At 61.8% G+C, this 25,801-nt stretch carries 16 protein-coding genes; 3 read left to right on the top strand and 13 right to left on the bottom strand.

The features are described 5' to 3' along the window. Nucleotides 1–2 precede the first annotated feature (2 nt). The 3 genes from ACKWJN_RS13595 to ACKWJN_RS13585 form a co-directional block, all read right to left on the bottom strand. Nucleotides 3–3,221 (bottom strand): efflux RND transporter permease subunit, encoded by a 3,219-nt coding sequence (locus ACKWJN_RS13595; RefSeq protein WP_408597737.1) that lies wholly within the window; start codon nt 3,219–3,221, stop codon nt 3–5. Nucleotides 3,222–3,336: 115 nt separating this feature from the next. Further along, entirely contained in the window at nt 3,337–4,488 is a 1,152-nt protein-coding gene (locus ACKWJN_RS13590) for a 5-methyltetrahydropteroyltriglutamate--homocysteine S-methyltransferase (RefSeq protein WP_408597736.1), read from the bottom strand. A 14-nt stretch (nt 4,489–4,502) separates the two neighbouring features. After that, nucleotides 4,503–5,675: an ABC transporter substrate-binding protein gene (locus tag ACKWJN_RS13585; RefSeq protein ID WP_408597734.1), complete on the bottom strand. Its 1,173-nt coding sequence runs from the start codon at nt 5,673–5,675 to the stop codon at nt 4,503–4,505. Between the two features lie 201 nt (nt 5,676–5,876). Between ACKWJN_RS13585 and ACKWJN_RS13580 the strand changes: the two genes are divergently transcribed. Then, a complete protein-coding gene (locus tag ACKWJN_RS13580; RefSeq protein WP_408597732.1) occupies nt 5,877–6,842 on the top strand; it encodes a tripartite tricarboxylate transporter substrate binding protein in 966 nt (321 codons plus the stop codon). On the opposite strand, the gene ACKWJN_RS13575 is transcribed toward ACKWJN_RS13580, so the two are convergent. Then, complete coding sequence (locus tag ACKWJN_RS13575; protein WP_408597730.1) at nt 6,836–7,900, bottom strand: hypothetical protein; 1,065 nt, start codon at nt 7,898–7,900, stop codon at nt 6,836–6,838. The genes ACKWJN_RS13580 and ACKWJN_RS13575 overlap by 7 nt on opposite strands. A gap of 109 nt (nt 7,901–8,009) precedes the next feature. Here ACKWJN_RS13575 and ACKWJN_RS13570 point away from each other — a divergent pair, with 109 nt between their 5' ends. Together ACKWJN_RS13570 and ACKWJN_RS13565 are read left to right on the top strand one after the other, a co-directional pair. Beyond that, the gene (locus ACKWJN_RS13570; protein WP_408597728.1) at nt 8,010–8,669 is read left to right on the top strand and encodes a hypothetical protein; all 660 of its coding nucleotides are present in this window, start codon (nt 8,010–8,012) and stop codon (nt 8,667–8,669) included. 27 nt (nt 8,670–8,696) lie between these two features. After that, the gene (locus ACKWJN_RS13565) at nt 8,697–9,350 is read left to right on the top strand and encodes an aspartyl/asparaginyl beta-hydroxylase domain-containing protein (RefSeq protein ID WP_408597727.1); all 654 of its coding nucleotides are present in this window, start codon (nt 8,697–8,699) and stop codon (nt 9,348–9,350) included. Here the strand turns inward: ACKWJN_RS13565 and ACKWJN_RS13560 are convergent. The 9 genes from ACKWJN_RS13560 to ACKWJN_RS13520 form a co-directional block, all read right to left on the bottom strand. Further along, nucleotides 9,298–10,119, bottom strand: coding sequence for a GNAT family N-acetyltransferase (locus ACKWJN_RS13560; protein WP_408597725.1), 822 nt, complete (start codon nt 10,117–10,119; stop codon nt 9,298–9,300). The two genes, ACKWJN_RS13565 and ACKWJN_RS13560, sit on opposite strands and share 53 nt — an antisense overlap. Then, nucleotides 10,116–10,367, bottom strand: a complete 252-nt coding sequence (locus tag ACKWJN_RS13555; protein ID WP_408597723.1) for a hypothetical protein — start codon at nt 10,365–10,367, stop codon at nt 10,116–10,118. Before ACKWJN_RS13555 ends, ACKWJN_RS13560 begins: the two co-directional genes overlap by 4 nt. A 19-nt stretch (nt 10,368–10,386) precedes the next feature. Beyond that, complete coding sequence (locus tag ACKWJN_RS13550) at nt 10,387–12,345, bottom strand: hypothetical protein (RefSeq protein WP_408597721.1); 1,959 nt, start codon at nt 12,343–12,345, stop codon at nt 10,387–10,389. 5 nt (nt 12,346–12,350) lie between these two features. Continuing rightward, on the bottom strand, nt 12,351–14,510 hold the full coding sequence (locus tag ACKWJN_RS13545) for a hypothetical protein (RefSeq protein ID WP_408597719.1): 2,160 nt from the start codon (nt 14,508–14,510) through the stop codon (nt 12,351–12,353). A 7-nt stretch (nt 14,511–14,517) separates the two neighbouring features. After that, nucleotides 14,518–16,362 carry an efflux RND transporter periplasmic adaptor subunit gene (locus ACKWJN_RS13540; RefSeq protein WP_408597718.1) on the bottom strand — a complete coding sequence of 615 codons (1,845 nt, stop codon included), beginning with the start codon at nt 16,360–16,362 and terminating at the stop codon, nt 14,518–14,520. A gap of 4 nt (nt 16,363–16,366) precedes the next feature. Further along, nucleotides 16,367–17,203, bottom strand: a complete 837-nt coding sequence (locus tag ACKWJN_RS13535) for an efflux RND transporter periplasmic adaptor subunit (protein WP_408597716.1) — start codon at nt 17,201–17,203, stop codon at nt 16,367–16,369. 2 nt (nt 17,204–17,205) lie between these two features. After that, a complete protein-coding gene (locus ACKWJN_RS13530; protein ID WP_408597714.1) occupies nt 17,206–18,732 on the bottom strand; it encodes a TolC family protein in 1,527 nt (508 codons plus the stop codon). Between the two features lie 121 nt (nt 18,733–18,853). Beyond that, entirely contained in the window at nt 18,854–19,642 is a 789-nt protein-coding gene (locus tag ACKWJN_RS13525; protein WP_408597712.1) for a SapC family protein, read from the bottom strand. 84 nt (nt 19,643–19,726) lie between these two features. Further along, nucleotides 19,727–25,768, bottom strand: a complete 6,042-nt coding sequence (locus ACKWJN_RS13520; RefSeq protein ID WP_408597710.1) for a beta strand repeat-containing protein — start codon at nt 25,766–25,768, stop codon at nt 19,727–19,729. Nucleotides 25,769–25,801 lie beyond the last annotated feature (33 nt).

Raw genomic sequence — 25,801 nt, 5'->3', positions numbered from 1 at the left:
GATCAGCTCTCCTGCGGGGCGTGTGACACGCCCTGTTCATGATGCGACTTGCGATGGGTCAATCGCTGGTGGATGTCGGCGTAAATCACCGGCACAAAATACAAAGTAGACACCGTGGCGAACAGCAAGCCGCCGATCACCGCGCGGCCCAAGGGTGCGTTTTGCTCAGCGCCCTCGCCAATGCCCAAGGCCATGGGAATCATGCCAATGATCATGGCCAAAGCCGTCATCAACACCGGCCGGATGCGGGTCGAGCCAGCTTCCAGCGCAGCCGACAGCGGCGGCACGCCCTCGTCGCGGCGTTGGCGGGCAAACGCCACCACCAAAATACTGTTGGCCGTGGCCACCCCCATGGTCATGATGGCGCCGGTCAGGGCCGGCACGCTCAAGGTGGTGCCCGTGATGAACAAGATCCACGCGATACCGGCCAAGGCCGCCGGCAAGGCGGTGATGATGATGGCCGCATCGATCCACGATTGGAACGTCACCACGATCAACAGGTACACCAACACAATCGCCATCGCCAAGCCCACGCCCAACCCAATGAACGACGATTGCATGGTTTGCACCTGGCCTCGGATGGTCACTTGGTTGCCACGCTTGAGCTTGGGTGTGATCTCGTCGACCAAGGCTTGCACCTGCGAGGCCACATTGGCCAAGTCGGTGCCTTGCACGCTGGCATACACATCAATGGCCGACTGGATGTTGTAGCGCGACACGATGGGCAACTGCCGACCCACCCCCACATCCACCAAGTTGCCCAACAACTGCGTTTGCGTGGTTGGCAGCAGCGAGCCATTGACGCCGCTGTTGGCGTTGGGGGTGATCCCCACCGTGAGGCCGAGCAAGGCATCGATCGAATCCACCTTGTACTGCGGCGACTGCACCACCACGTTGTAGACCACACCGTTTTGCGGATTCAGCCAAAACGCAGGCGCAGTTTGCGAGCTGCCCGACAAAGCGATCAACACGTTTTGTCCCACGTTGGCCGCACCCATGCCAAATTGCTGCAAGCGGGTGCGGTCCATCTTCAAGTCCACCACCGGTCCGTCCAAGCGCTGGTGCACATGGGCGTCTACCGCACCTGGAATCTTGCGAATGGCTTGGGTCAGCTCGGCCGCCAGCGCGGCATTGCCCTGCACATCGCTGCCGGTGAACTGCACGTCAATGGCTGCGGGCAAACCAAAATTCAAAATCTGGGTCGAGATGTCCGCCGCTTGAAAAAAGAACTCCACATTCGGGAAGCGCTTGGGCAACTCGTTGCGCAGCAGCGTGACAAATTCGTCGGTGGGTTGGTGGCCTTTTTTCAAGGACATCAAAATTTCGCCGTCCATGGTGCCAATGGTGCCGGCGTTGCTGTAGGACAAGTTGATGCCGCTGTTGGGCAAACCGATGTTGTCCAGAATGGTTTCCAGCTGATCGGGCGGCACCAACTCACGAATGACCGTCTCCACCGCATCGGCGATGCGCGCCGTCTCTTCGATGCGCGTGCCTGTGGGCGCGCGCATGTGGAGCCTAATTTGCCCGGCATCCACGTTCGGAAAGAAGTCGCGCCCCAGCGCCGGGTACAACAAACACGACAGCACACAAAAGCCCATGAAGAAACCCATGAACTGACCACGGTGCGACAACGCTGCCGAGATCGACAAGGTGTAAGCCCGGCGCACCCGCTCGAACTGCGTGTCAAAACTTCGGTAGACCCGTTGCAGCAAGCTGGGTTTGTCGTTGACCGATGCCTCGTGCACACCGTCCATGAGCATCATCACCAAGGTAGGCACCAAGGTCCGCGACAAGAAATACGACGCGATCATGGCGAACACCACCGCCTCGGCCAAAGGCACAAACAAAAAGCGCGCCACGCCCGACAAGAAAAACATCGGCACAAACACAATGCAAATACACAAGGTGGCGACAAAGGCCGCCGGGCCAATCTCGCCCGCACCGACCTCGATGGCATGGTTCAAGTCCTTGCCCAAGTGGATGTGCCGCTCGATGTTTTCAATCGTCACAATCGCTTGGTCCACCAAGATACCCACCGACAAGGCCAAGCCGCCCAGGGTCATCAGGTTGAGGGTTTCGCCCAGCGCAAACAACACCAAGATCGACGTCAAGATGGACAGCGGAATGGTCAAGGCAATGATCACCGTGCTGCGCCAGTTGCCCAAGAACACCAGCACCATCAAAGCGGTCAAACCGGCGGCAATCAAAGCCTCCACCACCACGCCCTCGATGGCGGCCAACACAAACACCGACTGGTCAAACAAGGGCGTGACCTTGACGTCGTCGGGCAACACCTGCACCGCACGCGGCAACAGCGCCTTCACGTTGGAGACGATGTCCAGGGTGGATGCCCCGCCGTTTTTCAGCACCGACAACAACACCCCGCGCACACCGTCTTGACGCACCACATTGGTCTGCGGCTGAAAGCCGTCGCGCACTTGGGCCACGTCTTTCAAATAGGTGGTGATGTTGCCGTTGGTGCGCACCGGCAAATCGTTCAGGCCCGACAACACGCCGGGCGAGCCGTTCAAACGCACCGTGTACTCGGTGTCGCCCATCTTCACCGTGCCCGAGGGCAAGATCAAGTTTTGGGTGTTCACCGCGTTCACCACATCGGCTGGGGTCAGCCCGCGCGCTTGCAAGGCTTGGGTGTCGAGGTCGACCGAGATGGCGCGAATTTTTCCGCCATAAGGAAAGGGCGACGCCACGCCGGGGATGGTGATCAGCTGGGGCCGCAAACCGTTGACGGCCGCGTCAAACAACACGTTCTCAGGCAGTGTGGGGCTGGAGAGCGCCAGCTGCATCACCGGAATGCTGGACGCCGAATACTTGATCACCAGCGGCGGCGTGATGCCGGGCGGCAACTGGCGCACCTGGGTTTGCACCGAAGCCACCACTTGGGCAATCGCGGTTTGGATGTTCACGCCGGGTTGGAAGAACACCTTCACCACCGTCACACCGGCCAGCGAGGTGGACTCGATGTGCTCGATGTCGCTCACCACCGTGGTCAAGCCGCGTTCGGTTTGCGCGGCAATGCGTTGGCCCATTTCTTGGGCCGGCAAACCGTTGTAGTTCCAGATGACGCTGATGACCGGAATGTTGATTTCCGGAAAGATGTCCGTCGCCATATTCTTGAGCGCGAACGGCGTAGCCAGCACAATCAAGATGGCCATCACAAGGAACGTGTAAGGGCGCTTGAGCGCCAGCTGAACCATGGACATCAGGGGGTGCTCCGTGTGCTGCAAAGTAGCGAGTGTAGAAGCCCCCCTCACACCACACCAGCGTGCCTGATGCAAGAGAGACAAGGGTTAACCCTTGACCTCGTCTGCCTGGGACTCAAGCCTTCACATCACCCCACACGCGGCGCGCCACCTCGACCACGCGTTCGAGTTTTCGCCATTGGTCGTCGTGGGTGATGATGTTGCCGTCCACCGTGCTGGCAAAGCCACACTGTGGGCTCAGCCCCAGGTCGTCCAGCGGCACCAGGCGACTGGCGTCGTCGATGCGGCGCACCAAGTCGTCGGCGTTTTCCAGGCGGCCAAACTTGGTGGTCACCAAGCCCAACACCACCTTCACACCACGCGGCACATGGCGCAGCGGGGCAAAGTCGCCCGAGCGCTCGTCGTCGTACTCCAACAAAAAGTGATCCACCTGGAGCCCGCCCAACACGGTGTCGGCAATGCGCTCGTAACCGCCCTCGGAAATCCAGCCACTGCGTGAGTTGCCTCGGCACACATGGATGCCAATGGCGGTGTCGGGACGGCGCTTGGCAATGCAGGCATTGGTCAAGTCCACATAGCGCTGCAAGCGCACTTGCGGGTCGTCCCCAGAGGCCACCACTTCGGCACGCATGCGGTCGCTGATGAAGTAGGTCATCAACGGGTCATCGATCTGGATGTAGCGGCACCCGGCGGCTTCCAGTGCGGCAATTTCGGCTTGGTACACCTTCACCACATCGGCAAAGAACTCTTCCATGTCGGGGTAAGCGGTGGATGACACCGCGGCACGCCCGCCATGGAAATGCAAACGCGTGGGCGACGGCAGGGTGATCTTGGCAGTGCGCTGCGTCACGCCCTGCAAGTAGCTGAAGTCGGGCGCGGTGATGGGCGCGTTGGCGCCCAGACGGCCCGTGGTCACCACGTTTTTGGGCACGTACTTCCAGCCGTGGTCATGGTCATGGTCATGGTCTTCCTGGTTGGCGTTTGGAGCCACAAAAGCCTGGGCCGGGTCGCCGTCTTGGATCTCCACCCCCGAGAGGCCTTGCACAAAGTCAATCCACCAGTTCTCACGGCGGTACTCCCCGTCGACCACCACACCAAAGCCACAGGCCTCTTGGCGTTTGACCACCTCGGCAATGGCCGCGTCTTCGGCGTGACGCAAGGCGGCTTGGTCGATCTGGCCGTGTTGAAACTGCTCGCGCGCGGCGATCAGCTCAGGCGGGCGCAACAAACTGCCGACTTGGTCGGCACGAAAAAAAGGTTTGCTCATGGTCATGTCCTGAATCAGCGGGCGCGTGGAGGATCACGCACGTCTTTTTGCTCTTGAAACTCCACGTTGTAGAGCTCGCCGTTGACTTTTTCAACCTTGCGCACGTACACGCTTTGCACAATGTCGCGGGTGTTGGCGTCGATGTAAATCTGGCCGCGTGGGCTTTCAAAAATTTGCCCCTTCATGGCGGCCAACAAGGCGTCGCCATCGCCCTTGCCTGCGGTCTTCTTGAGCGCGTCGTAAATCAAGCGCGTGCCGTCGTAACCAAACACCGCCACCGCATTGGGGCGCATGTTCTGGTTGGCCTTTTTGAACTCGGCCACAAACTTCTTGTTCAGCGCCGAAGGGTGGTCGGTCGAATAGGGGTAAGACGTGACGATGCCCAAGGTGGCGTCGCCCATGCTGTTGAGGATGTCGTCGTCCACCACGTCGCCGGTGCCGATCAAGCGGATCCCGGCACGCGCCAAGCCACGCTCGTTGAACTGCTTCATCACCTGGGTGCCAATGCCCGAGGGCACAAACACAAACACGGCGTCGGGCGAGAGGTCACGCACTTTTTGCAAGAAGGGTGAGAAATCGGGGCTGCGCATGGGCACGCGCAAAGACTCCTGCACCTGACCGCCGTTGAGCAAGAAGCGATCCACAAAAGTCCGCTCGGCATCGATGCCTGGGCCGTAGTCGGACACCAAAGTCACCACCTTGCGGATGTTGTTTTTAGAGGCCCATTCGGCCACGGCCACGGTGATTTGAGGCAAGGTCATGGACACCCGCACCATGTAGGGCGAGGCATCGATCACCGCCGAGGTGGCCGCCAACATGTTGACCATCGGGGTTTTGGACTGAGTGGCAATCGGGCCCGTGGCCAGCGCCAGCGGGGTCAAGCCAAAACCGGCCAGCACATCGACCTTGTCGTTGACCACCAGTTCTTGTGCCAAGCGTTTGGTGACGTCGGGCATGCCGGTGTCGTCTTTCACGATCAACTCAACCTGACGGCCCGCAATGTTGACGCCTTGCTGCGCCATGTAGAGCTTCACCCCGGCCAGCATTTGCTTGCCCGTGGAAGCAAAGGGGCCGGTCATGGGCGTGAGCAAGCCAATCTTGAAGGGCTTGTTTTGCGCGCGCGCGGGGTTGAGCCCCATCACGATGGGGGCGGCCACCATGGCCTTGATCAGACTGCGTTTGTCCATGCTTGTCTCCTGGTGTTGTCGTTGTCAAAAGCGCCCTTCGCCGGGTCATCCCTTGCGAAGTTGCCTGAATTAAACCACCAGTCATGGATGCCCCCGTGTGTCTCTGAGGTGAAGGCTTGGGTGCGGTTCCCTGAGGCAGAATGCGCCAGCTTTGGCGACGTCTCAAGGCAGCCACCGAAACCCCGTACCGAGGAGTCCGTTGTGATCACCCGTTGTTTGAAAAAAATCTTGTGCTGTGCGGCCCTGCTGATGGCGAGCCACACCTGGGCCCAAACCTACCCCACCCACAGCATCAGCTTGGTGTGCCCGTTTGCACCCGGGGGCTCGGCCGACATCATGGCCCGCTTGATGGCCAACAAACTCGGTGAGGCCTTGGGCGTGCCCGTCGTGGTGGACAACCGCCCCGGCGCCGGCGGTTTGGTGGGGGCCTCCTTGGTGGCCAAAGCCAAACCCGATGGTTACACCTTGTTGCTGGTCACCGGGGCGTACCCGGCAGGTGCGGCGCTGGCCAAGCAACTGACGTTCGATCCGATCAAAGACATCACCATGGTCGGCACCCTCACCGCCTACCCCTTCATCCTCAACACCACGCCGCAAGCGCCATTCAAAACAGTGCCCGAGTTGATCGCCTATGCCCGGGCCAACCCCGGCAAGCTCAACTACTCCAGCTCAGGCATTGGCTCGATCGGTCACCTGTCCTCCGAGTTGTTGAACGTCATGGCGGGCACCGAGATGGTCCACATTCCGACCAAAGGCGGCTCGGCCGCCCTCAACGAACTGCTGGCCGGGCGCATCGACTTGCTGTTCGAGGCCCCCACCCTGTCGCTGCCCTACATCAAGTCGGGCAAGCTGCATGCCTTGGGGTCCAGCGGCAAAGAGCGCACCAAATCGTGGGCCACCTTGCCCACCATCGGTGAAGCACTGCCGGGCTACCAGGTCTACTCCTTCATTGGCTTGGGCGCGACGGCGGGCACGCCCGATGCCACGGTGAAGTTGCTCAACCAAGAACTGCGAAAAATTGTGCAGCAACCCGATGTGATCCAGCGCTTGGTCGACCTCGGGGGCGAGCCCCAGGCCAGCACACCGGCAGAGTTCCGCCAATTTGTCGAACAAGACTTTCGCAAATGGCAGCAGTTGATCGATCTGCGAAAAATCGAACGTCAATGAACCCCGTCTGGGTCTAGGGCCTGCTGTTTGGCCCACAGCGCCTGCTCTTTGAGCCAGCGTTTGAGTTCGCTGTCGCGCTGCACCCGTGCCAAATCTGCCGCCAAGCGGTCCACCGCATGGCGCTCATCGGCTTGCACACGCTGCAAGGCTTGCGCCAGGTCGGCCTCATCGCCCTGCACATCCACCGGCACACCCAGCGCATGGGTCAGACCCAGGTGCAGCTGCCACACATCCTGCGTCAAGGCCTGCACCTGCTCTTTGAGCAGCAACGACATGGCCTGCAACTTGTCCGCCGACAGGCGTGAGAGGTGTTGCGCGTCCACCTGCGCCACCTCCAATTGCAAACGCAGCAAGGTGGTGAGGTCTTGGCGTCCATACGCCGCATTGACGTCGCCCATCAAGGCGGTCTTGCGCGCCCGCTCGGTCTCGTCCATTTCGCGGTCAGGGTGCAAGGCGCTGGCCAATTGCCGATAGATCGCACGCATGGCGCTCTTGGCATCGAGGTGTTGCTGCTGGGCTTGCTGGTGCGCCGCAGGCCGACGCTGGGCTTTGCGTGCCGCACGCTTGGCCGCTTTGCGCTGCGCCTGCGCTTGCTGCTGTTGCCACCAGGCGCGCGCACGTTGCTCGTCTTGGGCCTCGTCGTCGTGCGCCTGGGCGGCGTCTTCGCCCGCATCGCCCTCGTGGTACGCGTTGGCCAAAGCCTGAAGCTGCGGGTCTTGCAGGGGCTGCAAAGCAGCCAACCATTGGCGGATGCACAGGCGCGCTTGGCGCTGCTGCTGTGCGGTCAAGTCTGGCTGCTGCAAGCGCGCATGCAAAAACAACAGCCCACGTTGTTGCAAAGCCGCTTTCTCTTGGGCCATTGCATACAGCGCTTGCACATGGCCATGGCGGTAGCGGTCCGACCACGCCTCGAGGCGCGCCAGTTGTGCCGACAACTGCTCCACGTGCAGCAGCAACTGCTGGAACCGTTGCAGCGGTTCAGACACGGGCACAGCGCCTGACACAGGCACCAGCGACTGCGACAAAGGCACATCGCGCAAAGAGGGGGAATCGGACAAAATTTCTACTCGACTTGGCATCAGCTGGAGCCATGTTACCCAGGCTGTCGCTGCCCATGGCACGGACGGGCCGCCCCATTCAGCCCCTCAGTGCCGTTACCATCAGGCCATGCCCGAAGTTAACCACCATGCCATGCTCTCGGCGCCTGACTGTGCGCACTGGACGCAGCAAGTGATGGCGGCCCAACCTCAGTGGACACGACGCCACCCCGTCGTGCCCTTTTACACCTTGGGGATGGCGGCCTACCACGACTGCAAGCCTTTCATCAGCACGGCCCCCGCCACAGCCCTGTACCGCCAACGCATCTTGCGTGACGCCTCCAACCAGTTGTTGATGGCGCAATTTGGGCCCTTGTACCAACACCTGTGCGCGCGGGTCACCGAGATTTACGGCCTGCCGGCCCAACTCATCCCCGAGCAAGCGGCCTTGCCGGGTTTTCACATCCACTTGCCACACCCCACCTTTGGCGGGGACGTGGCCAGCGTGCACCGTGACATGCAGTACCAGCAGGTCTTTCCCAACGAGACGCTGGCGCCCGAGCAAGTCATCACCTTCACCTTGCCCATTTCCTTGCCACCCGGCTCAGGCCTCAACCTGTGGCAAGGCGACGAAAAATCGTTTCACCCCTACGAAGTCGGGGAATTGGTCATCCACTCCGGCCTGCTCACCCACCAAGCGGTGCTGCGTTGTGCCGGCCCGGTGCCCCCGCGCATCGCCCTCCAAGGGCACGGCGTGCTGCGAGACAACGCCGTGGCGCTGTATTGGTGAACCCGCTGTGTCTTGCTGCTTCACGCCATGAGTTCGCCCCCGTTTTCCCCCGAGCCCGCGTTCTGGAACGCCCACCTGCACCACATCCCGCTGTGCGTGGAACTGAGCCAACACTTTGAGGCCATCCAGCAAGAGCTCCTCGCCTTCATCGACGGCAGCCAGCCCTTCATGCCGTACCCCAAGTACGCCAACCTGTATGTCAACACCTGGGACGCGTTTCCGCTGTCCAAATTTCAGGGTGAATTTGTCGAGCTGTCCAAACAAAACCTGAGCTTCAACTTAGAGCGTTTGGTGGCCTTCGCCCGAGGCCGTTTGCCCACCTTGTCGGGGTTGATTGCGCCGTTGGAAGCGCAAGGCCATTTGCGCAATGTGTTTGTCAGCCGCTTGCTGCCCGGCTCGGTCATCAATCCGCACCGGGGCTGGACGCCAGACTTTTTGCGCATGCACTTGGGGCTGCGTTGCGACCCAAACTGCCGCATCACGGTGGGAGAAGAAACCCAAACCTGGACGCCCGGTCAATGGCTGGCCTTCAAAGATGGCGGGCCCTATTTGCACAGCGTGCGCCATGAGGGCACGCAAGAACGCATCGTGCTGGCCATCGACTTGACGCTGCGCTACTGCAACACCTTCATTCCCGGTGTCGATCCCCGGTCGAGCGCGGCCACTCCTGGCGGCGCATGAGAAACGGGTGGCGCGCTTCACGCCCGATGTAGCGCTGGATGAATCGGTTCACCAAAAACTCTTCGTGCAACAAAGAGATCTGAATCAAATCCAAATAGCGCTGCGACGCTTCGTGCCACACCGCTTGGCGCAATCGCCCTTCGCGCTGAAAACCAAACCGTTGCTGCAAGGTCGCGGCTGATTCGTTGCTGTCGTAAATCAAGCCCTGCACCTTGTTCAAACCCAGGCAGTTGTAGGCCACCAACAAGCTTGAAAAGTACGCATCGGCCACCAAAAACGAGGTGTCGTAGCCGGGCATGATGCCCATGATCTGCTCAGCGGTGCGGTTCTTGAAATTGATGTTCACGAACATCGAGATCCCAATCGGCTGCTCGCCTTTGAAGATCACCCAGGTGATGGCGCGCGACTCTGGAATGATCGCCGTGGACTCGTTGGACAAGACCAACATCAAATCGCTGGGCGTCAAACCCGGCGGCAAGTGTTTGAGTTGGTGCGCAAAATCTTTTTGCAACACCAGCGACCACAAGAACTCAAAGTGCTCTGGCCCTCGGCGCTCAAGTCGGATGGCGCCAAATTCGATCGGCTTCCACCACACCGGGTCGTGCCAGTCACGCAAGACCTGTAAACCCAGATGGTCGGGGAACTTGCGCATCAAATAAAAAATGGTCTCTTGCGCCTTGGCCAAGCCTTGCTGCGAACGCAAGCGGGCCAACCACTCTTGAACCGCATCGGCCTGCGGCGGCAGCTGTGAGTTGAAGTCGGGGGTCATGCCTGCGTGTCAGCGTCGGGCGCGGGCGTTGCCGTGTTCTCAAACGGCGTCTGCTGGATGGCGTAGTTGGCCATGGCGATGTCGAGCAAGCGTCCCACCTGGTCGCGCGACAAATGGAAGGTGCCCAGTTGCATCTTCAAGCGCTCAATCTCGCTGTCGATGTAAGACAGGTACTTCAAATGTGTTTTCACTTCCTCGTTGAGGGCGTCCAACTCGTAGGTCACACCATTGATTTTGACCAAAGCCATGAAGCAGTTCCTTGCTAAGTTATTCAGAGAAAGACAGCTGGCTGGCCACGCGGCGTTCGCGCTCGGCCAGCCGTTGTCGGGTGCGGTAGGCGCCGCGTTGGGTCAGGGCCTGGGCCAACCAAATCAAGGCACCCGCCAAAAACGCATGGGCTGCAATGAGGCGTCCGTAGGGGATGATCAAATCATAGACCGGGCCAAACGTCTTGGCCAACAGCTCATCGCGCAAACACACAAAGCCCAAGGCGGTGCCCGGTGAGCCCTGGCGGCCCGAGCGGCCATAGAGCTGCCACTCAATGCGCGCCGCCTCGTGGGGCTCAAACATCAGCACCCGCAAGCCGCCCCGCTCCAACACACCACGGCCCAACAAAATGTCGGTGCCGCGCCCAGCCATGTTGGTCGAAATCGTCACCGCCCCCACCTCGCCCGCGCGCTCGACAATGCGCGACTCCTCGGCGTAGTGCTTGGCGTTCAACACCTGACACGGCACCAACAACAACTGCAAGCGCGCTGCAATGGCTTCGGTGTCGGCAATTTTTCGCGTGCCCACCAACACCGGCGTGCCGGCCTCATAGGCCTTCACCACTTCTTCAATCAGCGCATCAAAGCGTTGCATGGGATCGACGAACACGCGCAGCGGCTCCACCGTCAATCGGCTGGGCACACGCGGCGCAATCGGCTTGACCAACAAACGGTAGGTCTCCCACAGCTCTTGCTCAATGCCTTGCAAGGTGCCGCTGGCGCCGCTCAAACGGTGGTAGCGCATGAAAAACACCTGGAAGGTCATGCGCGCCTGGGTCTTGGGCGGGCTGCTCAGCGCCAAGCCCTCCATCGCTTCGATGGCCTGGTGAATGCCATGGCTCCACGAGCGCCCAGCCATCACGCGCCCGGTCTTCTCGTCGACGATCACCACCTTGCCCTCTTCGTCCACCAAGTAATGGCGGTCGCGGATGTACACATACTTGGCCATGATCGCCAGCGACACCATGCCCTGGGCCCGCTCGGGGAACTGCCAAAAAGCCGGCAGCAAATACGACAGTTCTTCGATGCGTCGCTCGCCCCGTGGCGTGAAACGGATGTCGGGCACCGGATCGGTCTTGACCTCAAAGTCGAGGTCCGCGACCAGACTTTCAAAAATCTGTTTGCCCGCCAGCACGGCCTCCACCAACATGGGGTTGTCTTCCGCCGTCGAAATGATGAGGGGCGTGGTGGCCTCGTCGATCAACACGTTGTCGGCCTCGTCCACGATCGCCGCCCACAGCCCGCGGGTCACCGGCCTTTTGGCGCTGCTGGGCTGGCGCATCTCCCAAATGCGCCGCCGCACCGGGTCTTTCTCACCCGAGAGCAAAATTTGGTCGCGCAAAAAATCGGCCAACAGCTGCTTGCCCGTGGCGTACACCACATCGGCGGCATACAGCGAGGCCGCTTGCTCTGGCGGTGTTTCAGAGGTGATCGACACCACCCGCACGCCGCCCAAGGCCAACAAACGCGCCATCGACTCGGCATCGCGCTGCGCCAAATAGTCGTTGGCCGTGATCACATGGCAGGGCCGGCCAGCCCCGGCGTACAGCGCTGCGGCCAAACCAATCGCCAGCGTCTTGCCCTCACCCGGCGCCAGTTGCACCAAATGGCCGTTGTGCATCTCCAGCGCGGCGCGTATTTGCGTGCCGTGGGGCGACATGCCCAACACCCGCTGCGCGGCCACACACCACAGCGCCAACAAAGGCAAGCGCTGGGCCGAGTCGTCCGCCGCAAAGCGCATGGCACGGGTGTCGCGCTTCAAGCGGGCGGACAAGTCCTCGTCGCTCAAGCCCTCAAAGCTTTGTTGGTGGCGCAGCACCGCCTCAAAGTCGGCCTCGGTGGCGCGCGCCGCTTGGCCACTCCAGGCCGACCAACGCGCACGCCAAGCGTCCAAGAAAGGCATCTCCACACTGGGGTTGCGCGGCGGGTGCCAGTCTTCCCGAGCCAAGCCTTGCTGCATGCTGGTCAACCCACGAAGTAGCGTTTTTGAATCAATTGCCGCACAGCTTCTTCCAGGCGGGAATACAAAGAACGCGAGGGCATGTCAATGCACAACACCCCTTTGATGCCGCTGACCAAGGCCACATGCTGTTCTGGCGTGGTCACCACACGGGCGCGCACCTCAAAGAAATCTTCCGCGCTGGTCTCTCCTTTGGTGTCTTGGGCCGACACCGGCATGTCGCCGCCGCCCATCCAACCCAAAGCGGCCGAAGGCAAACGGTTGCGCTGGTAAGGCAAGACCACCAACTGGTCAATCGCCAGCGTCTCATCCGACTGTCCCACCAAGCGCACCCGCAAGCGGCCCTGACCGGCATCAAAAATTTCACGGGCCCGCTCTTGGCTCACCACCGCCACCATCTCAAAGGGCGCATGGGTGTCGATCACATGGCCCAGCTCGGTCCCCTGCTGCACCCAAGCGCCCACTTTTTCACGGCTCTCCATCGACACAAAGCGGCCCTCGTGCGGCGCCTTGATGTCCAAGGTGTCCAAGCGCTCCGACAAATCTTGCAAGCGCTGTGTTTTGGCATCGATTTGTTTGCGCACCACATGGATCTCGGCCATCTTGCCCGTCAAAGCTTGGCGCTCCAAGACCCACAACTCGTTGCGTTCCATCTCGGTTTGTTCCATGTCCAAGCGCAGCGAGGCATCGTCCATCGCCATCAACGACTGCCCAGCCTGCACCAGTTGGCCATGCCCCATCCCAGCGCGAAGGATGCGTCCGTCATAGGGCGCAAACAAAATCGACTGACGGCTCGACTGCAACACCCCATGCGCATTGAGTGCGTAGGGGAATGGCACCACAAACAACAACACCGCCAAGACGGTGGAAATCACCCCCACCCCCACCAAAGCACGCGTGCGGTGCGACTGCACGGCAGGCCCGGTGAGGTGCTGCACCAGCTTCACCGTGGGCATCACCACCATGGCAATCAGCGTGGTCAGCAGCACCACCAGCCCCAAGCCAAACCACAAATCCATCACGAACATCACAATGCCGGTGGTCACCAACACGCGGTAAATCAAGCTCACGGGCGCGTAGACCAAAAACCAATTGCGCTCGGTCTCATCGTCAATCGGCGGGCGCGCCGCGTGGCTGCCCAGCAAATAGCGGTCGCCCAAGTAATACCAATACTGTTGGGCTTTTTGGTAGAAGTTGGGAATGCCCACCCAGTCGGCAAACATGTAATACGCATCAAAGCGCAGCAGCGGGTTGCCGTTGAACAGCAAGCTCGACACCGAACCAATCAGCATCAAGTTAAAGCCCAAGCTGTTGACCAAGCCCGGCCCCGTCGCGGCCCACACCAGCGCACCCACGGCAGCCATGAACAGATCCACCAACATGCCCGCCGCACTGACAAAAATGCGGTGCCATTTGTTGGGAAAGGCCCAGGTCGAGGTGGTGTCCACATACGGCAATGGGGTAGTCACCAAAAACATCAAGCCAAAGGTGTGCACGCTGCCACCGTAGCGTTTGCACACATAGCCGTGACCGAGCTCATGCAACAGCTTGTTGCCTGCCAAGCACACATACAGCCAAGGCAAATTGGCCATGGCAAACGCACCCTGCGCGCGGTCTGTCAGTGCTGGCAAGTGCTGCAGCACGGCCACTGTGCCGGCCAGACACACCAGCAACCACACCGCCAGCACCCAAGCGCCTGGCACCCGCTGGAGCACCTGGTGCAAGCGCTCCAGCATGGGGTCTGGGTCCCAAATGGGGATGCGAAAGAACAGAAAAGACAACAGCTTGCCTTTCCACTCTTTGCGTTTGTGCTCACGCTTGCGCTCGAAAATTTCAGCGTCGTTGGAGCCATCCCGAAAGTACAACAAGCTCGACGCATGCAATTGCGACAGCAGCTGCACCACCTCTTCTTGACCCGGCGCTTTGTCCGGATGGCGCGACAAATAGCTCTGCCATGCGTCATCGATGCGCACCTCGGGCGTGAGCTCGCGCACAAAGTCGTAGGCCTCGGGTGTGAGCCTGAAAAACCGGTGGGAATAGGCGTCTTCCAACACCACCCAAGACCGTCCGCGCCACAGCTGGCGGTGCACCGCCACACCCGGCAGCAGGCTCACCCGCGCATCGGCAATCTTGTACCAGCTGTCACTGAAGATGGCGCCAGACATGCGGGGCTCAGAACCAGAACTTCAAGCGAACCAAGTCCACCAAATCGTGGAACACGATCCAAGCAATGCTGCGCGAACCCACCTCGATCTTGGCCAAACCCGTCATGCCAGGTCGCCACCAATCTTCGGGCTGGCCCAAGATTTCAGCCTTGACCAAAAAGTGGTTGCCCTCTTGGCCGCGCACCTGCGCCATGGGCACAAAGCTGGCCACCTTGAAGCGCACCTCATGGCCCGTCTGGCTCAGCAACAGCATCGACCCTTGTGCATTGGGCTCGATGTCGCGAATCGCTTTCTCAGGCACTTGGATGGCCAAATACAAACCCTGCACCTGGGCCACGCGCAACAGCTTGTCGCCTTTGCGCACCGACGCGCCCAACAAATTGCGCCGCTCGCCTTCCACCACCACGCCATCAAAGGGCGCGCGCAGCACAGCCTGTTCTTGTTGCAACAAGATGCGCTTGTAGCGCGCCTCCACCTGCTCGCGACGGAAGCGGGCCACTTGCGAGTCGGCGATGGCCAGGGTGGCGCGCGACTTGTCTTCTTCCGCCTGGTAGCGACGCATCTCAGACAGCACCTCCAGCTCTTGCTGCTTGAGGTCCACCAAGTCCAGCACAAGCAGCGCGTCGCCTTCGTGAATCAACGACCCGGTGTCAAACAACACCTGGTCCACGCGGCCATCGATCTGCGCCGTGATTTGGCGCGTGCTGTCGGTGGTGAGCTGGCACGAGGCCTCCACCCGGTAATCCCAGCGCCCAAACGTCAACACCAACAGCGTCAAGGCCACGCACACTGCGCCAAACTTGACCCAGGGCCGCCCGGGCCCAAGCAGCAACTGCAAGCCGTCCAGCAAGCGGGCTTTCAAACGTCCGCCCACCCACAGGTGCTGCTGGTATTGCTCGCGCAAGCGGGGATAGATCATCTCCAGCACCAGCAACAGGTGGTTCAAGACCTCGTCGTCCACCGCGCGCGGCTTGGTCATCAAAATCAGCACCGCCTGCGTCATGCCCGACTCGTCGCGCAAAGGCAGGCTGAGCACGCCGTCGATGTCAGGCATGTTCTCCAACAAGGCCAGGTGCGCAGCGGGTGCCGTCTGTGCGCCCCCGCCAGCCGGCGTGCGCTCGGCGCGCACCACCTGATCCACCGACAGCACCTCCCCCGCCGCAGCCTCCAAACCGCGCACCAAGCGCGAGGTCTTGTCAAAGTGGTCCATGTGGCTGACCGCCAACAACACGCCCTCGCTGGCCTCGCGCCAACACAGGGCGGCTTGGGCCAGTTCGAGCTGGCGTGCCACGCCGTTGACCAAGGACAAAGCGGCGGCGCCAAAGTGGCGCTGCTGCATCACCAAGGTGGCCAAATCGAGCAGGTCCAGCAAACTGGTGTCCTGGCCTTGACCGGACTGAGCCGCCACGGCGGTCTGCGGTTTTGGCACCGCCAGAGGACGCAAATCTTTGGTCAGCAAGGCCCGCACCAAGGCCTCTTTCAAAGCGCCTCGTTCACGCTCAGGCAAGGTCAACAGCAGATACGTCTTCGCCACGTCGGTCAGCGGGATCAGCAACACGATCGACGCCCAACCATCGGGCCAAGTCACCGTTTCGTGGGCATAGCCCAAGCGGTCGGCTTGCTCGATCATGGCGCCCTTGATCTGCCCCACCAACCATTGGGCGTCTTCTGGTGTGCCATGGCAGCCACGCAACAACCACTGGCCATCCAAGGCCTCGATCACCAGCGTGCGGTCAGCGCGGCACAAGGCAGCCACCAAGCTCGCATAGTCGGCGTAAAACGTGGCGGTGCGGGGCTCGCAGACCAGTTGCTGCAAGCCCTCAATCACCAGACGTGGGTCGGTCGGGGTCACCACATCAACCGCCTGTGCCCGACTTCGTGGCCCGCACAGTGCCCTTCAAGCCTGGGCGAATGTCGCCCCGGGGATTGGGGTAACGAATCCGCACATCCACCAGGCCACTGGCAGCGTCCACCACGGGGGACACAAACTTCACCACACCCGCCACGGAGGTGCCCTTGGCAGACTCAAACACCGCAGGCACCGTATCGCCGCGCTTCAAACCTGCGGCAAACGCAGGCGGCACATTGAGCCGCAACTCCACCTGCGACAAATCCACCATCTTCAAAATCACGTCGCCCAACTTGGCCCACTCACCCGGATCAAACAACACATCCGTCACCACACCGGCCACCGGCGCGCGCAAGGTGCGCAAGGCCAAATCAGCCTGAGCACCCTCGACTTCAAGTTGTTCGCGCACTTTCTGCGCCTTGAGTTGCAGCACCTTGCCCGCTGCAGCAGAAATTTCCATCTGCAACTTCAGCAACTCTTCTTCCGAGATGGACTGCGTGGCCGCGCTCACCTCTTGGCTGATCTTCCACAGCTTGGACGCCAGTTCCAAACGCTCCACCGACGCATCCAACTCGCTGTTGTCCTTGAACACCTGGGCCCGGCGCTTGACCTCGATGCGCTGCACGCTGTCTTCCAACTCAATCACCGGTTGCCCAGCGCTCACGCGGTCACCGGGGCGCACCAACACCCGCTGCACCAAGCCCACCACGGGGCCGCTGAGTTGGATGTCGTGCTCGGAATACACCAACCCCACCACCTCTTGCGCCTGCGCTGCCACCCCTGCGAAACACAGACAAGCCCACACCACGCGGCGGCAGCACAACAGTAAAAAGTTTTTGTTCATGGTCATTGCAAAGTTGTTTGAGGCAAGTGGGCTTGCACGTTGTGGGCTTCCAACAAGGTGCCATTGGCCAACCACAAGGCCAGCTGTGTGGTCTCCAGTCGCCCCATCGCGTCCAGCATGCGCACCCGCGCTTCCAGCAAATCTTGTTCGGCTTGCAGCAAGGTGTTGACCAAGCCCAAACCGGCCTGAAAGCGCGTCCATTCGCTGTGGCGCAAAGCCGTCTTGAGCTTGACATCGGCCTGGTAAATTTCCACCTCTTTGCGGATGCTCAGAACCTCTTCGCGTTTGGAGATCAAATCGTTCTCCAGCGACAAGCGCACCGCCGCCAACTCGGTCTCCGATTGGATGACCCGCAAGTGCTGCGCTTGCAATTGCGAGCGGGTCTTTTCACCGCCGCTCAAGCCCATCTCAAAATTGAAACCCACCCACCAGTCGGGGTAGGTGTTTTGTTTCACCAAACTGGCTGAACCACGAAAAGTCTCAGCCAAGCCATTGGAGGAATACGAGTACTGAAAATCCAGCACCGGCAAGCGTTGGTTGGCCGCGTAGGCCAAGCGCGTTCGGCCTTGCGCCACCCGCAAGCGCGACACCTGAAAAGGCGCCCAGTTGTCCAGCGCGTCATTCAGCGATGTGCCGCCCTCCAACATCGACAGCGGCAAGGCGTCCACCCGCGTCGGCTGCAACTCCAGACCGGACAAATCGGCGCGTCGAAAATTCAGCACATTGATCACGCGCGACTGCAACTCGTTGGCGTTTTGTTGGTAACGCACCCAATCGCCCTGACGCGTCAAACGAAAACGCTCCAGCTCTTGGACCGAGCGCGGCGACAACTTGCCTGCCAAGATACGTTGCCGTGCATCCGCAATCATGGCGTCTGCCGAACGCAGCATCTCCAAGCGCAGCTGAGCCACCTGTTGGGCCATGTGGGCTTGCCAAAACAAAGACAAGCCATCGCCCATCACCTTGAGCAACTGTTGGCGGTAGAGCCAGGCTTGGATCATCGACTCGTACTCAGCCACCCGTTTGTCGGCCTCGGTCACCGTCACACCCGCGCCTTTGAGCAAAGGCTGCTTCAGGGTCACCACCAGCGCACTGGTCACCTCGACGTTGGTGTTGTACTTGGCCATGATGTTGTTGGAGCGGTCCACCACCCGACCCCCGATGGTGACTTCAGCCCCCGAGGGCAGCAGCTGCTTGATGCCCATCTCGGCATTGCGGGCGTTCTCGTACAACACGTAATCGTTGGTCGAGAGCATCGTGATGGCCTTCTCTTCCGTCGTGCGCTGGCGCTGGGTGTCGGTCTTGCGGTAGTTGCCGTACAGCACCGTTTCGTACAAAGCCGATTCCGCTTGGGCCATTTGCTGGGCCACGTCTTTGCTGTAGCGGCTGTACTCAATCTCCAAACTGCGCAGCAACAACAGCTGCGCAAAGGTGGTGGGATTGAGGATCAATTTGGGCGCCTGCGGCGCAGCCACCGTGTCGGCGGGGGAAGCGCTGACCGTCACAGGCGGCTGTGACGGCGTGCTCACGGAAAGAGCGGCGGGCGCGTCTGCACAGACGGCGCCGCTCACAGCCAGGGCCCAAAACCCCAGCACACACGCATGAAACCCCAGGGGCATCCAACGAGTCACAACTCAATGCCCCAGGTGATCAGTGTTCTGTCGGCGTGGTGGTGCGACGCTTGCGCGCTGCGGTCGACTTGGTGGAAGAGGCGTCAGCATCTGCTGCGTGCTCCACCAAGCTCTTTTTCAAATTCACCAAACGCTCGATCTGTGGCAACGAAATCAAGTGGGCATAGATCGCGGGCAAGTAACGGCTCTGACGCACTTCCAAGAACAAGCTGTCCGAGAAGTTGTTCAAACGCTCTTCGTTGATCACATAGCAACCGGTGATGTTCTTGACTTGGTCGGCAGCGTTCACGCGCATGTTCAATGGTGTCAACAAATTGTGGGTGCCCAAGAACTTGGTGAACTCACGGGTGAGTTGGTCCATTTGCTGCAACTCGGCCAAATAGCGGCGCACGTTCTCAATCACTTGCGTGGGGTTGCCCTGCTCGTCGAACATGGCGTTGCCGTCGGTCTCGCTCAGCAAGTCGCTGGCTTCGTCCACACACACCACATAACGGTCTTCGTCAGGCACTTTGGTCAAGGCGAAGGGGTAGCGGCGAATCATGGCGGGCACGTAAGACGCTTCCCAATTGCCTTCTTCGTCGATGAACAAGTTCTCGCCAGCGTCCAAGCCCATCAACACCACGGGGCGGAAGTCGTCGGCTTCTTTGTCTTCCAAGAAAACGATGGGGTACGTTGCGGCCGCGCGCACGAACTCGTGCATCGTCACATATGCAATGTGAAACTTGGATGCAAATGCAAAGTCAGCCGAAGGCTTGACCTTGGAATGTGCATGACGCTCTTTGTTCACGGGAACCATTTTTTCAAACATCAAAACTCCAAAATTTGGTAAAGAAACTGTCTTTAGTAACAAAATCAACAGTCGATTCTAAATGAACCGAATGTAGGTGTAACTTCAAATCGCAACGACTTCCACTAGCAGCTTGTTCTCGGCCACCGGCAAGCCCGTGGCCCAATTCACCGCGCTGTTGATCTGAACATCCGCTGGGCCGCTGGTGCTGCCCAAGCCGTAGCTGAGGTCAGACAACAAGGGCTGGCTGTTGGACACGCCAGACAAGGGGGAGGCAGCGGGAACGCTGGCAGCGGGCATGAAACTGGGGGCAGCGACAGGCACAGAGACCTGCATCAAGCCACTCAGCGTGTTTGACTGCGACGCCCCCGACAAGGTGACCGTGGTGCTGAGCAAGCCCGCATTGCGCAAAGCCACGTAATGGCTGAAACCAGCCACGGCCTTGACCAACGCGTTTTCTGGGGTCCCGCTGACCTGTGCCTTGGCCACCACCACATGGGAAGGTGCCGTGCCCACCACCGTGGCTTCACGGTAGTAAGTGCCGCGCTTGATCAAGGTGTAGTAGGTTTCGCCACCGGCCCCCGAGTCACGCACCACCGAGCCGCTGGGTGCCGACACCTGCATTTGCTGGGCCTGCACCTTGACGGCGGTTTGCGTGGCCAAGTCGGTGACGTTCGGGCCATTGCCAAAAATAGACACGGTTTTGGCCCCCACCGATCCGGTGGCCGACGAGGCGGCCCGGATCGTGCCACCGGTGCTGTCCAAGGCCACCCCACCCACGCTGGCGGCGGTGGTGGCGCTGGCATTGAGCTCGCCCACCACCACGTCGCTGGCGGCGTGCAGGGTCAAATTGCCCCCCACTGCGGCCAGCTTGGCTGCGGCGGTCATGGTCACATTGCCCGATGCAGAACTCAAGGCCATGTCGGTGTGGGTGGCGCTGACCAACTTCACATCCACCAGCACATCGCGCGCGCCCACCCCGGTGCCGCTGGCTTGGAGCTTGAGCGAGGCGCTGTTGGTGGTCCAGTTGGCGGTGCCTGTCACCACATCGTCCAGGCTGACTTGGCTGCCCAGCAGGGTCACGGTGCTCACGCCTTCGTTGAGCAAGCTGTCGTTGCCCAAGGTCAATGCGGTGGCGCTGTCGCCCAGACTCAGCGCGGCAAAGCTGCTGTTGACCATGGCCGAGGCCAGGGCGGTCAATTGCGCGGCTTTGGCGCTGCCGAGAAGGCCGCCCTGCAGCACCAACTTCCCAACCAATCCGCCATCCAGCGTCACACCCGCGTCCAACGACAAGTCGTCGGCGGTGATCTTGAGCGTGGCCATGTCGGTGCTGAGGGTGGCATCGTCTTGCAGTTCCACGCCGCTGCGTGTCACGCCGTTGTAAACGCCTGATCCCAGCGTGACCTGGCTGCCCACCAAGGTCAGGGTCACACCCGGCTTGACCGTGATGTGGCCTTGGATGGTGATGTTGCCGCCCACCGCGGTCAGGGTAGTGTCTTGGTTGACCACCACCGAGTCGTAAATCGTGATGTCGCCCTCCTCCAGCACGTTGGCGCCGTCATAGGTCACGGTCGAGCCAGAACCATAAATGGTCATGCCCTTGCCTTGGATGTCCCCCACCACTTTGACCGAGCTGCTGGTGGTGGGTTGCCCTGGCACCACCAACAAGCCCGAGGCCACCAACACCAAGGGCGCGTTGAACACCAAGGCCCCGTGGGTGCTGGTGTCCGACTGCAACCAAATGGCTTGTCCGGGCGACTGGCTGCCCACCATGATCTGTTTGAGCTGCTTGGTCGGGTCGGTGCTGCCAATGAAGCCCACTTCCGAGCGGTCCACCCGCACAATGTCGGTGGTGGGTGCATTGCCGCTGGACAAGAGGTCGCCCACCACAAACGCCCGGGTCGGGTCCACCGGCGCCACCGTGGCCACCTTCACAAAGTTGCTGCTGGTGATGGTGTCCAAGTTGCTGGTCTGGCTGGGCAAGGTCATCTCAAAACTGCTGCCCGCGCTCACCACCGGGGCGCTGATTTGCACATCCGTGCTCTTGACGCGCACCGGCTTGCCGCCGTAGTCCACCACCTCACCGGGTGCCACCGCAGGCACCTCAAACGCGCCTTGGGTGGACGACACACCCACGTCGCCACTGACGGTGGAGACATTGGTCATTTGCGCTTTGTTTTGGGCCTGAACTTGCACCGCGCCTGCTTGGCTGCTCACCACGCTGCCTTTTTCTTGCACCACAGAGCCCTGGTCCGAGGTCAGGCTGATGCCCCCACTGCCCGTCGTCTGCACCTGTGAACCGGCTTTGAACAACAAGTCGCCCGCCGACAAGCGCAGGCTCACGCCGCCGCCGCCCGACGCTGCGAGTTGCCCCACCGCAGAACCCAGCGCCGTTTGGGCCACCGCCGAGCCACTCATGGGCACGCGGTTGACCACCACCGACACAGCGTCGACCCGCAGGCCTGAGGTTTCGGTCACAAAAGCACCGCCACTGCCAGCAGACAAAGACAAAGTGTCCAACGAGGTCTCCAGCGGGTCGGTGCTGCTGCCAACGGCCCCACTGGCGCCCGTGGTCAAGGACAGGCCCGAGGCCGTCACATCCAAGGCGGTGTCTCCATCGATCACCGAGCCGCCCGCCACCACCGCCACCAGGGCGGTGCTGGTCACTTGCCCCAGCGACACGTCGCCGGCGGTGGCCACCAGGCTCACGTTGCCACCCGTGCTGACCGTGTTGGCCATCACCAAGTTTTGTGCCGCTTGCACGTCCAAGGTGCCGCTGCCTGTGAGGGTCAGGTTGCCCGCACTGCCAAAGGCCATGCTGCCACCATCGGCCAGCAAGGTGACCGAGCCACCACTGGTCAAGGCCGCTTGCAGACTCACCGCACCCGCAGCGCCCAGGCGCACGTTGCCCGCGGCCTGCACGGCGGCGTTGACTTGCAGGTCGTGGCTGGCCAGTGTGCCCACCTGCAGCGCCACGGCGTCGCCAGCTTGCAGGCCCTGCACTTGGTAGACCCCACCTAAATTCAAGGCGTTGATTTGCAAACCATCGGCCTCGCTCAAGAACACCGAGCCCCCGGTCTGCACCGCCAATTGCGCCACTTGGGTCGCCACCGCTTGGGTGCCAGACCCCACATCGCCTGTCGCCTTGACCACCAAGGAGGTGGCTTGCAGGCTGTGGCTGGCGTCGGTGGCCAACAAAGCACCGCCAATGTCCAAGCCCATGACCGAGGTGGTGCTCACGGTGCTGCCCGCCACCGCTGTTTGCGCTTGGGCCACACCGCTGCTGTTGACCCGGTTGACCACCACCGACACGTTGTCGAGCGTCACACCGGTTCTTTCTTTCAGGAACACACCGCCGGTGCCAGCCGACAGCGCCAAGGTGTCGACCGAGGTGTCCAAGCCGTCGCTGCTGCTGCCCACGCCGCCCGCCGTGCCTGTGCCCATGTAAAGGCCCAAGGCCGTCACATCCACCGCGCTGTCGCCATCCACCACCGAGCCACCCGCCACGATGGCCACTTGGCCGCCGCTGCTGACTTGGCCCAGGCTCACACTCCCCGCCAACGCCTTAAGGCTCACGTTGCCGCTGGTGGAGACCACCGATTCGTTGGTCGTTCCCGCCACACCTGCGCTGGTCATGCTCAAGGCCTGCGCCGCTTGCACGTCCACCGTGCCGCTGCCGGTCACCGTGATGTCGCCGGCCGAGCCCATCGTCACGTCACCGGCTGTGGCCAGCAAGCTCACCGAGCCTGCGGCCGTGCTCAGACCTGCCGTCACCGTGTCGGCCGTGCCTTGCAGCAACAGGTTGCCCACCGTGGTGGCACCTGTCAGCGCCACCGCCTGGGTGACGGTCAAGGCGCCCGCGGCGGTGATCACCACCGAGCCATTGGCTGCCGTCACACCCAACTGGGCGGCATCGGTGCTGGCCGCAGCCAACGCACCACTGGCTTGCACCCGGCTCAGGCTCACCACGGCCGACGTGCCCACGTCCAGCGCACTGGCATCGTTCACCGCCACGGCCCCGCCAGGGGCTGAGGCGCCACCGGCGGTCACATCGCCAGTCACCGCACTGATTTTTGAAACCTCGGTCTCCAAGGCATTGGCCGTCGCACCCAGCAGGCCCACACTGCCACCGGCCGTCAGGCGCACGCTGTTGGCATACACATCCACGGCCGCGCTGCTGTCGGCGTCCAACACCGAGCCACCCGCCGTCACGCTCACCGAGCCCCAGCTGGCCTGCCCCGTCAGGGCCACCGCCGTGCGGTCGGCCGCACTGCGCACATCCACCAGACCCAAGGTCACGTTCTTGGCGGCGGCCGAGGTGCTCAAGCGCACGTTGGCCGCGTTGGTTTGGATCACCGCTTTGTCGCTGCCGCTGACTTGCATGCTGATTTCGCCGGTCGTGGCAATCACGTCCACCGTGCCGCTGCCCACCGTGGTGATGTCACCGCTGGCGGCCAACACCACATCGCCCGTGCTGGCGGCCACGCTCACCGAGCCGCCCACCGTGGTCAAGCCGGCATTCACCGCCACGCCTGTCCCGGCGCCTTGCAACAGCACATTGCCCAGGCTGGTGGTGCCCGTCAAACCAATGGCTTGGTTCACCGTCAACAAGGCGCCCGAGGTGATCACCACCGAGCCATTGACCGTGCTCACACCCGACTGGGCCGCGTCCGTCGAACCCGCGGCCAGCGTGCCATCGGCTTGCACCCGGCTCACCGCCACGGCCGCCGTGGTGCCCACCTCGATGGCGTTGATGGCCTTCACGCCCACACCGCCGGCGCGTGTCACAGCGCTGACTTTCTGAACCTCAAGCTCCAGCACATTGGGGTTGATGGGCGTGCTGCCCAACACGCCCACAGCAGCGCCTGCGTTCAAACGCAAACTGGCGGCGTACACGTCGATGGGCGCGCTGCCGGTGGCGCCTTCGCTGCTGGTGTCGAGCACCGACCCCCCCGAGATCAAACTCACCGAACCCCAGCTGGCTTGGCCGCTCAGGGCCGAGGCCGTGCGGTCGGCGGCGCTGCGTGCGTCCACCAAACCCAGCGTGAGGTCTTTGCCGGTTGTGGCAGCGCTCACACGCACATTGCCCGCGTTGGTCTTGAACACGGTTTTGTCGCTCGGAGTGCTGGCCATGGTGACCGCACCCGTGGTCGATTCCACATCCACCGTTTGCCCTGCCAGGGCCAGGTTGATGTCGCCCGACGAGGTGAACTCCACATCGCCCGCCGCCACCACGCTCATCGAGCCCGCAGCCACGGTGGACGCCGCACTGAGCTTGACCCCTGCGCTCACGCTCTTGAGCAAGACCGAGCCCGAGGTACCGGTCACAGTCAAGGCTTGGTTGAGTTCCAACTTTTGGGTCGCCACCACCACCACCGAAGCGTTCGAGGTCGAAGCCCCGCCCTGGGTGGCATCTGATATGGCGCTGCTGCTCAAAGCGCCGGTGTTGGTCACCCGGTTGATGCTCAACGACACGCTGTCGAGCGCCAGGGCCGACGCGTCGGTCACGGCCACGGCCCCGCTGGCAGACACCGCAGACAGCAACAAAGTTTCCAAGTCGATCGGATTCACCGAAGACGACAAACTGCCAATCCCTGTGCCGGCGTTGATGCGCAAGCTCAAGGCATACACCGCCGGTGCGCCGCTGGTGTCACTGTCGGACACCGCGCCGCCTGCGATCAAGCTCACCCCACCCCACAGGCCTTGGCTGGTCAAACTCGACGCCGTGCGGTCTGTGGCAGCCCGCGTGTCGATCAGCCCCAAGCTCAGGTTTTTGCCGGTCGTGGCCGCACTCAAGCGCACCTTGCCGCCGTTGGTTTGGATCACGTTTTTGTCGGCACCGCTGGTTTGCATGGCCACGGCACCTGTGGTGGACTCGACGTCCACCGTGCCCGCACCCGCCACCGTGATGTCGCCTGTGGCGCCCAAGGTCACGTCACCCGCGGTGGCCACCAGGCTCACGCCGCCGCCGGCAGTGCTCACCCCGGCGGTCACGTTCAGGCCGGTGCCTGCGCCTTGCAACAACAGGTTGCCGACGGTGCTGGTGCCTGTCAGGGCCACCGCCTGGGTCACGCTCAGCGCGCCCACGGCGGTCACCACCACCGACCCGTTGGCCGCGCTCAGGCCCGACTGGGCCGCATCGGTCATCGCCGTGTCCAGCGTGCCATCGGTTTTCACCCG

Source organism: Limnohabitans sp. (assembly GCF_046052825.1).
Lineage (GTDB): Bacteria > Pseudomonadota > Gammaproteobacteria > Burkholderiales > Burkholderiaceae_C > Limnohabitans.
The sequence above is the reverse complement of the archived record's forward strand: the minus strand, read 5'-3'. Positions and strand labels throughout refer to the sequence as shown.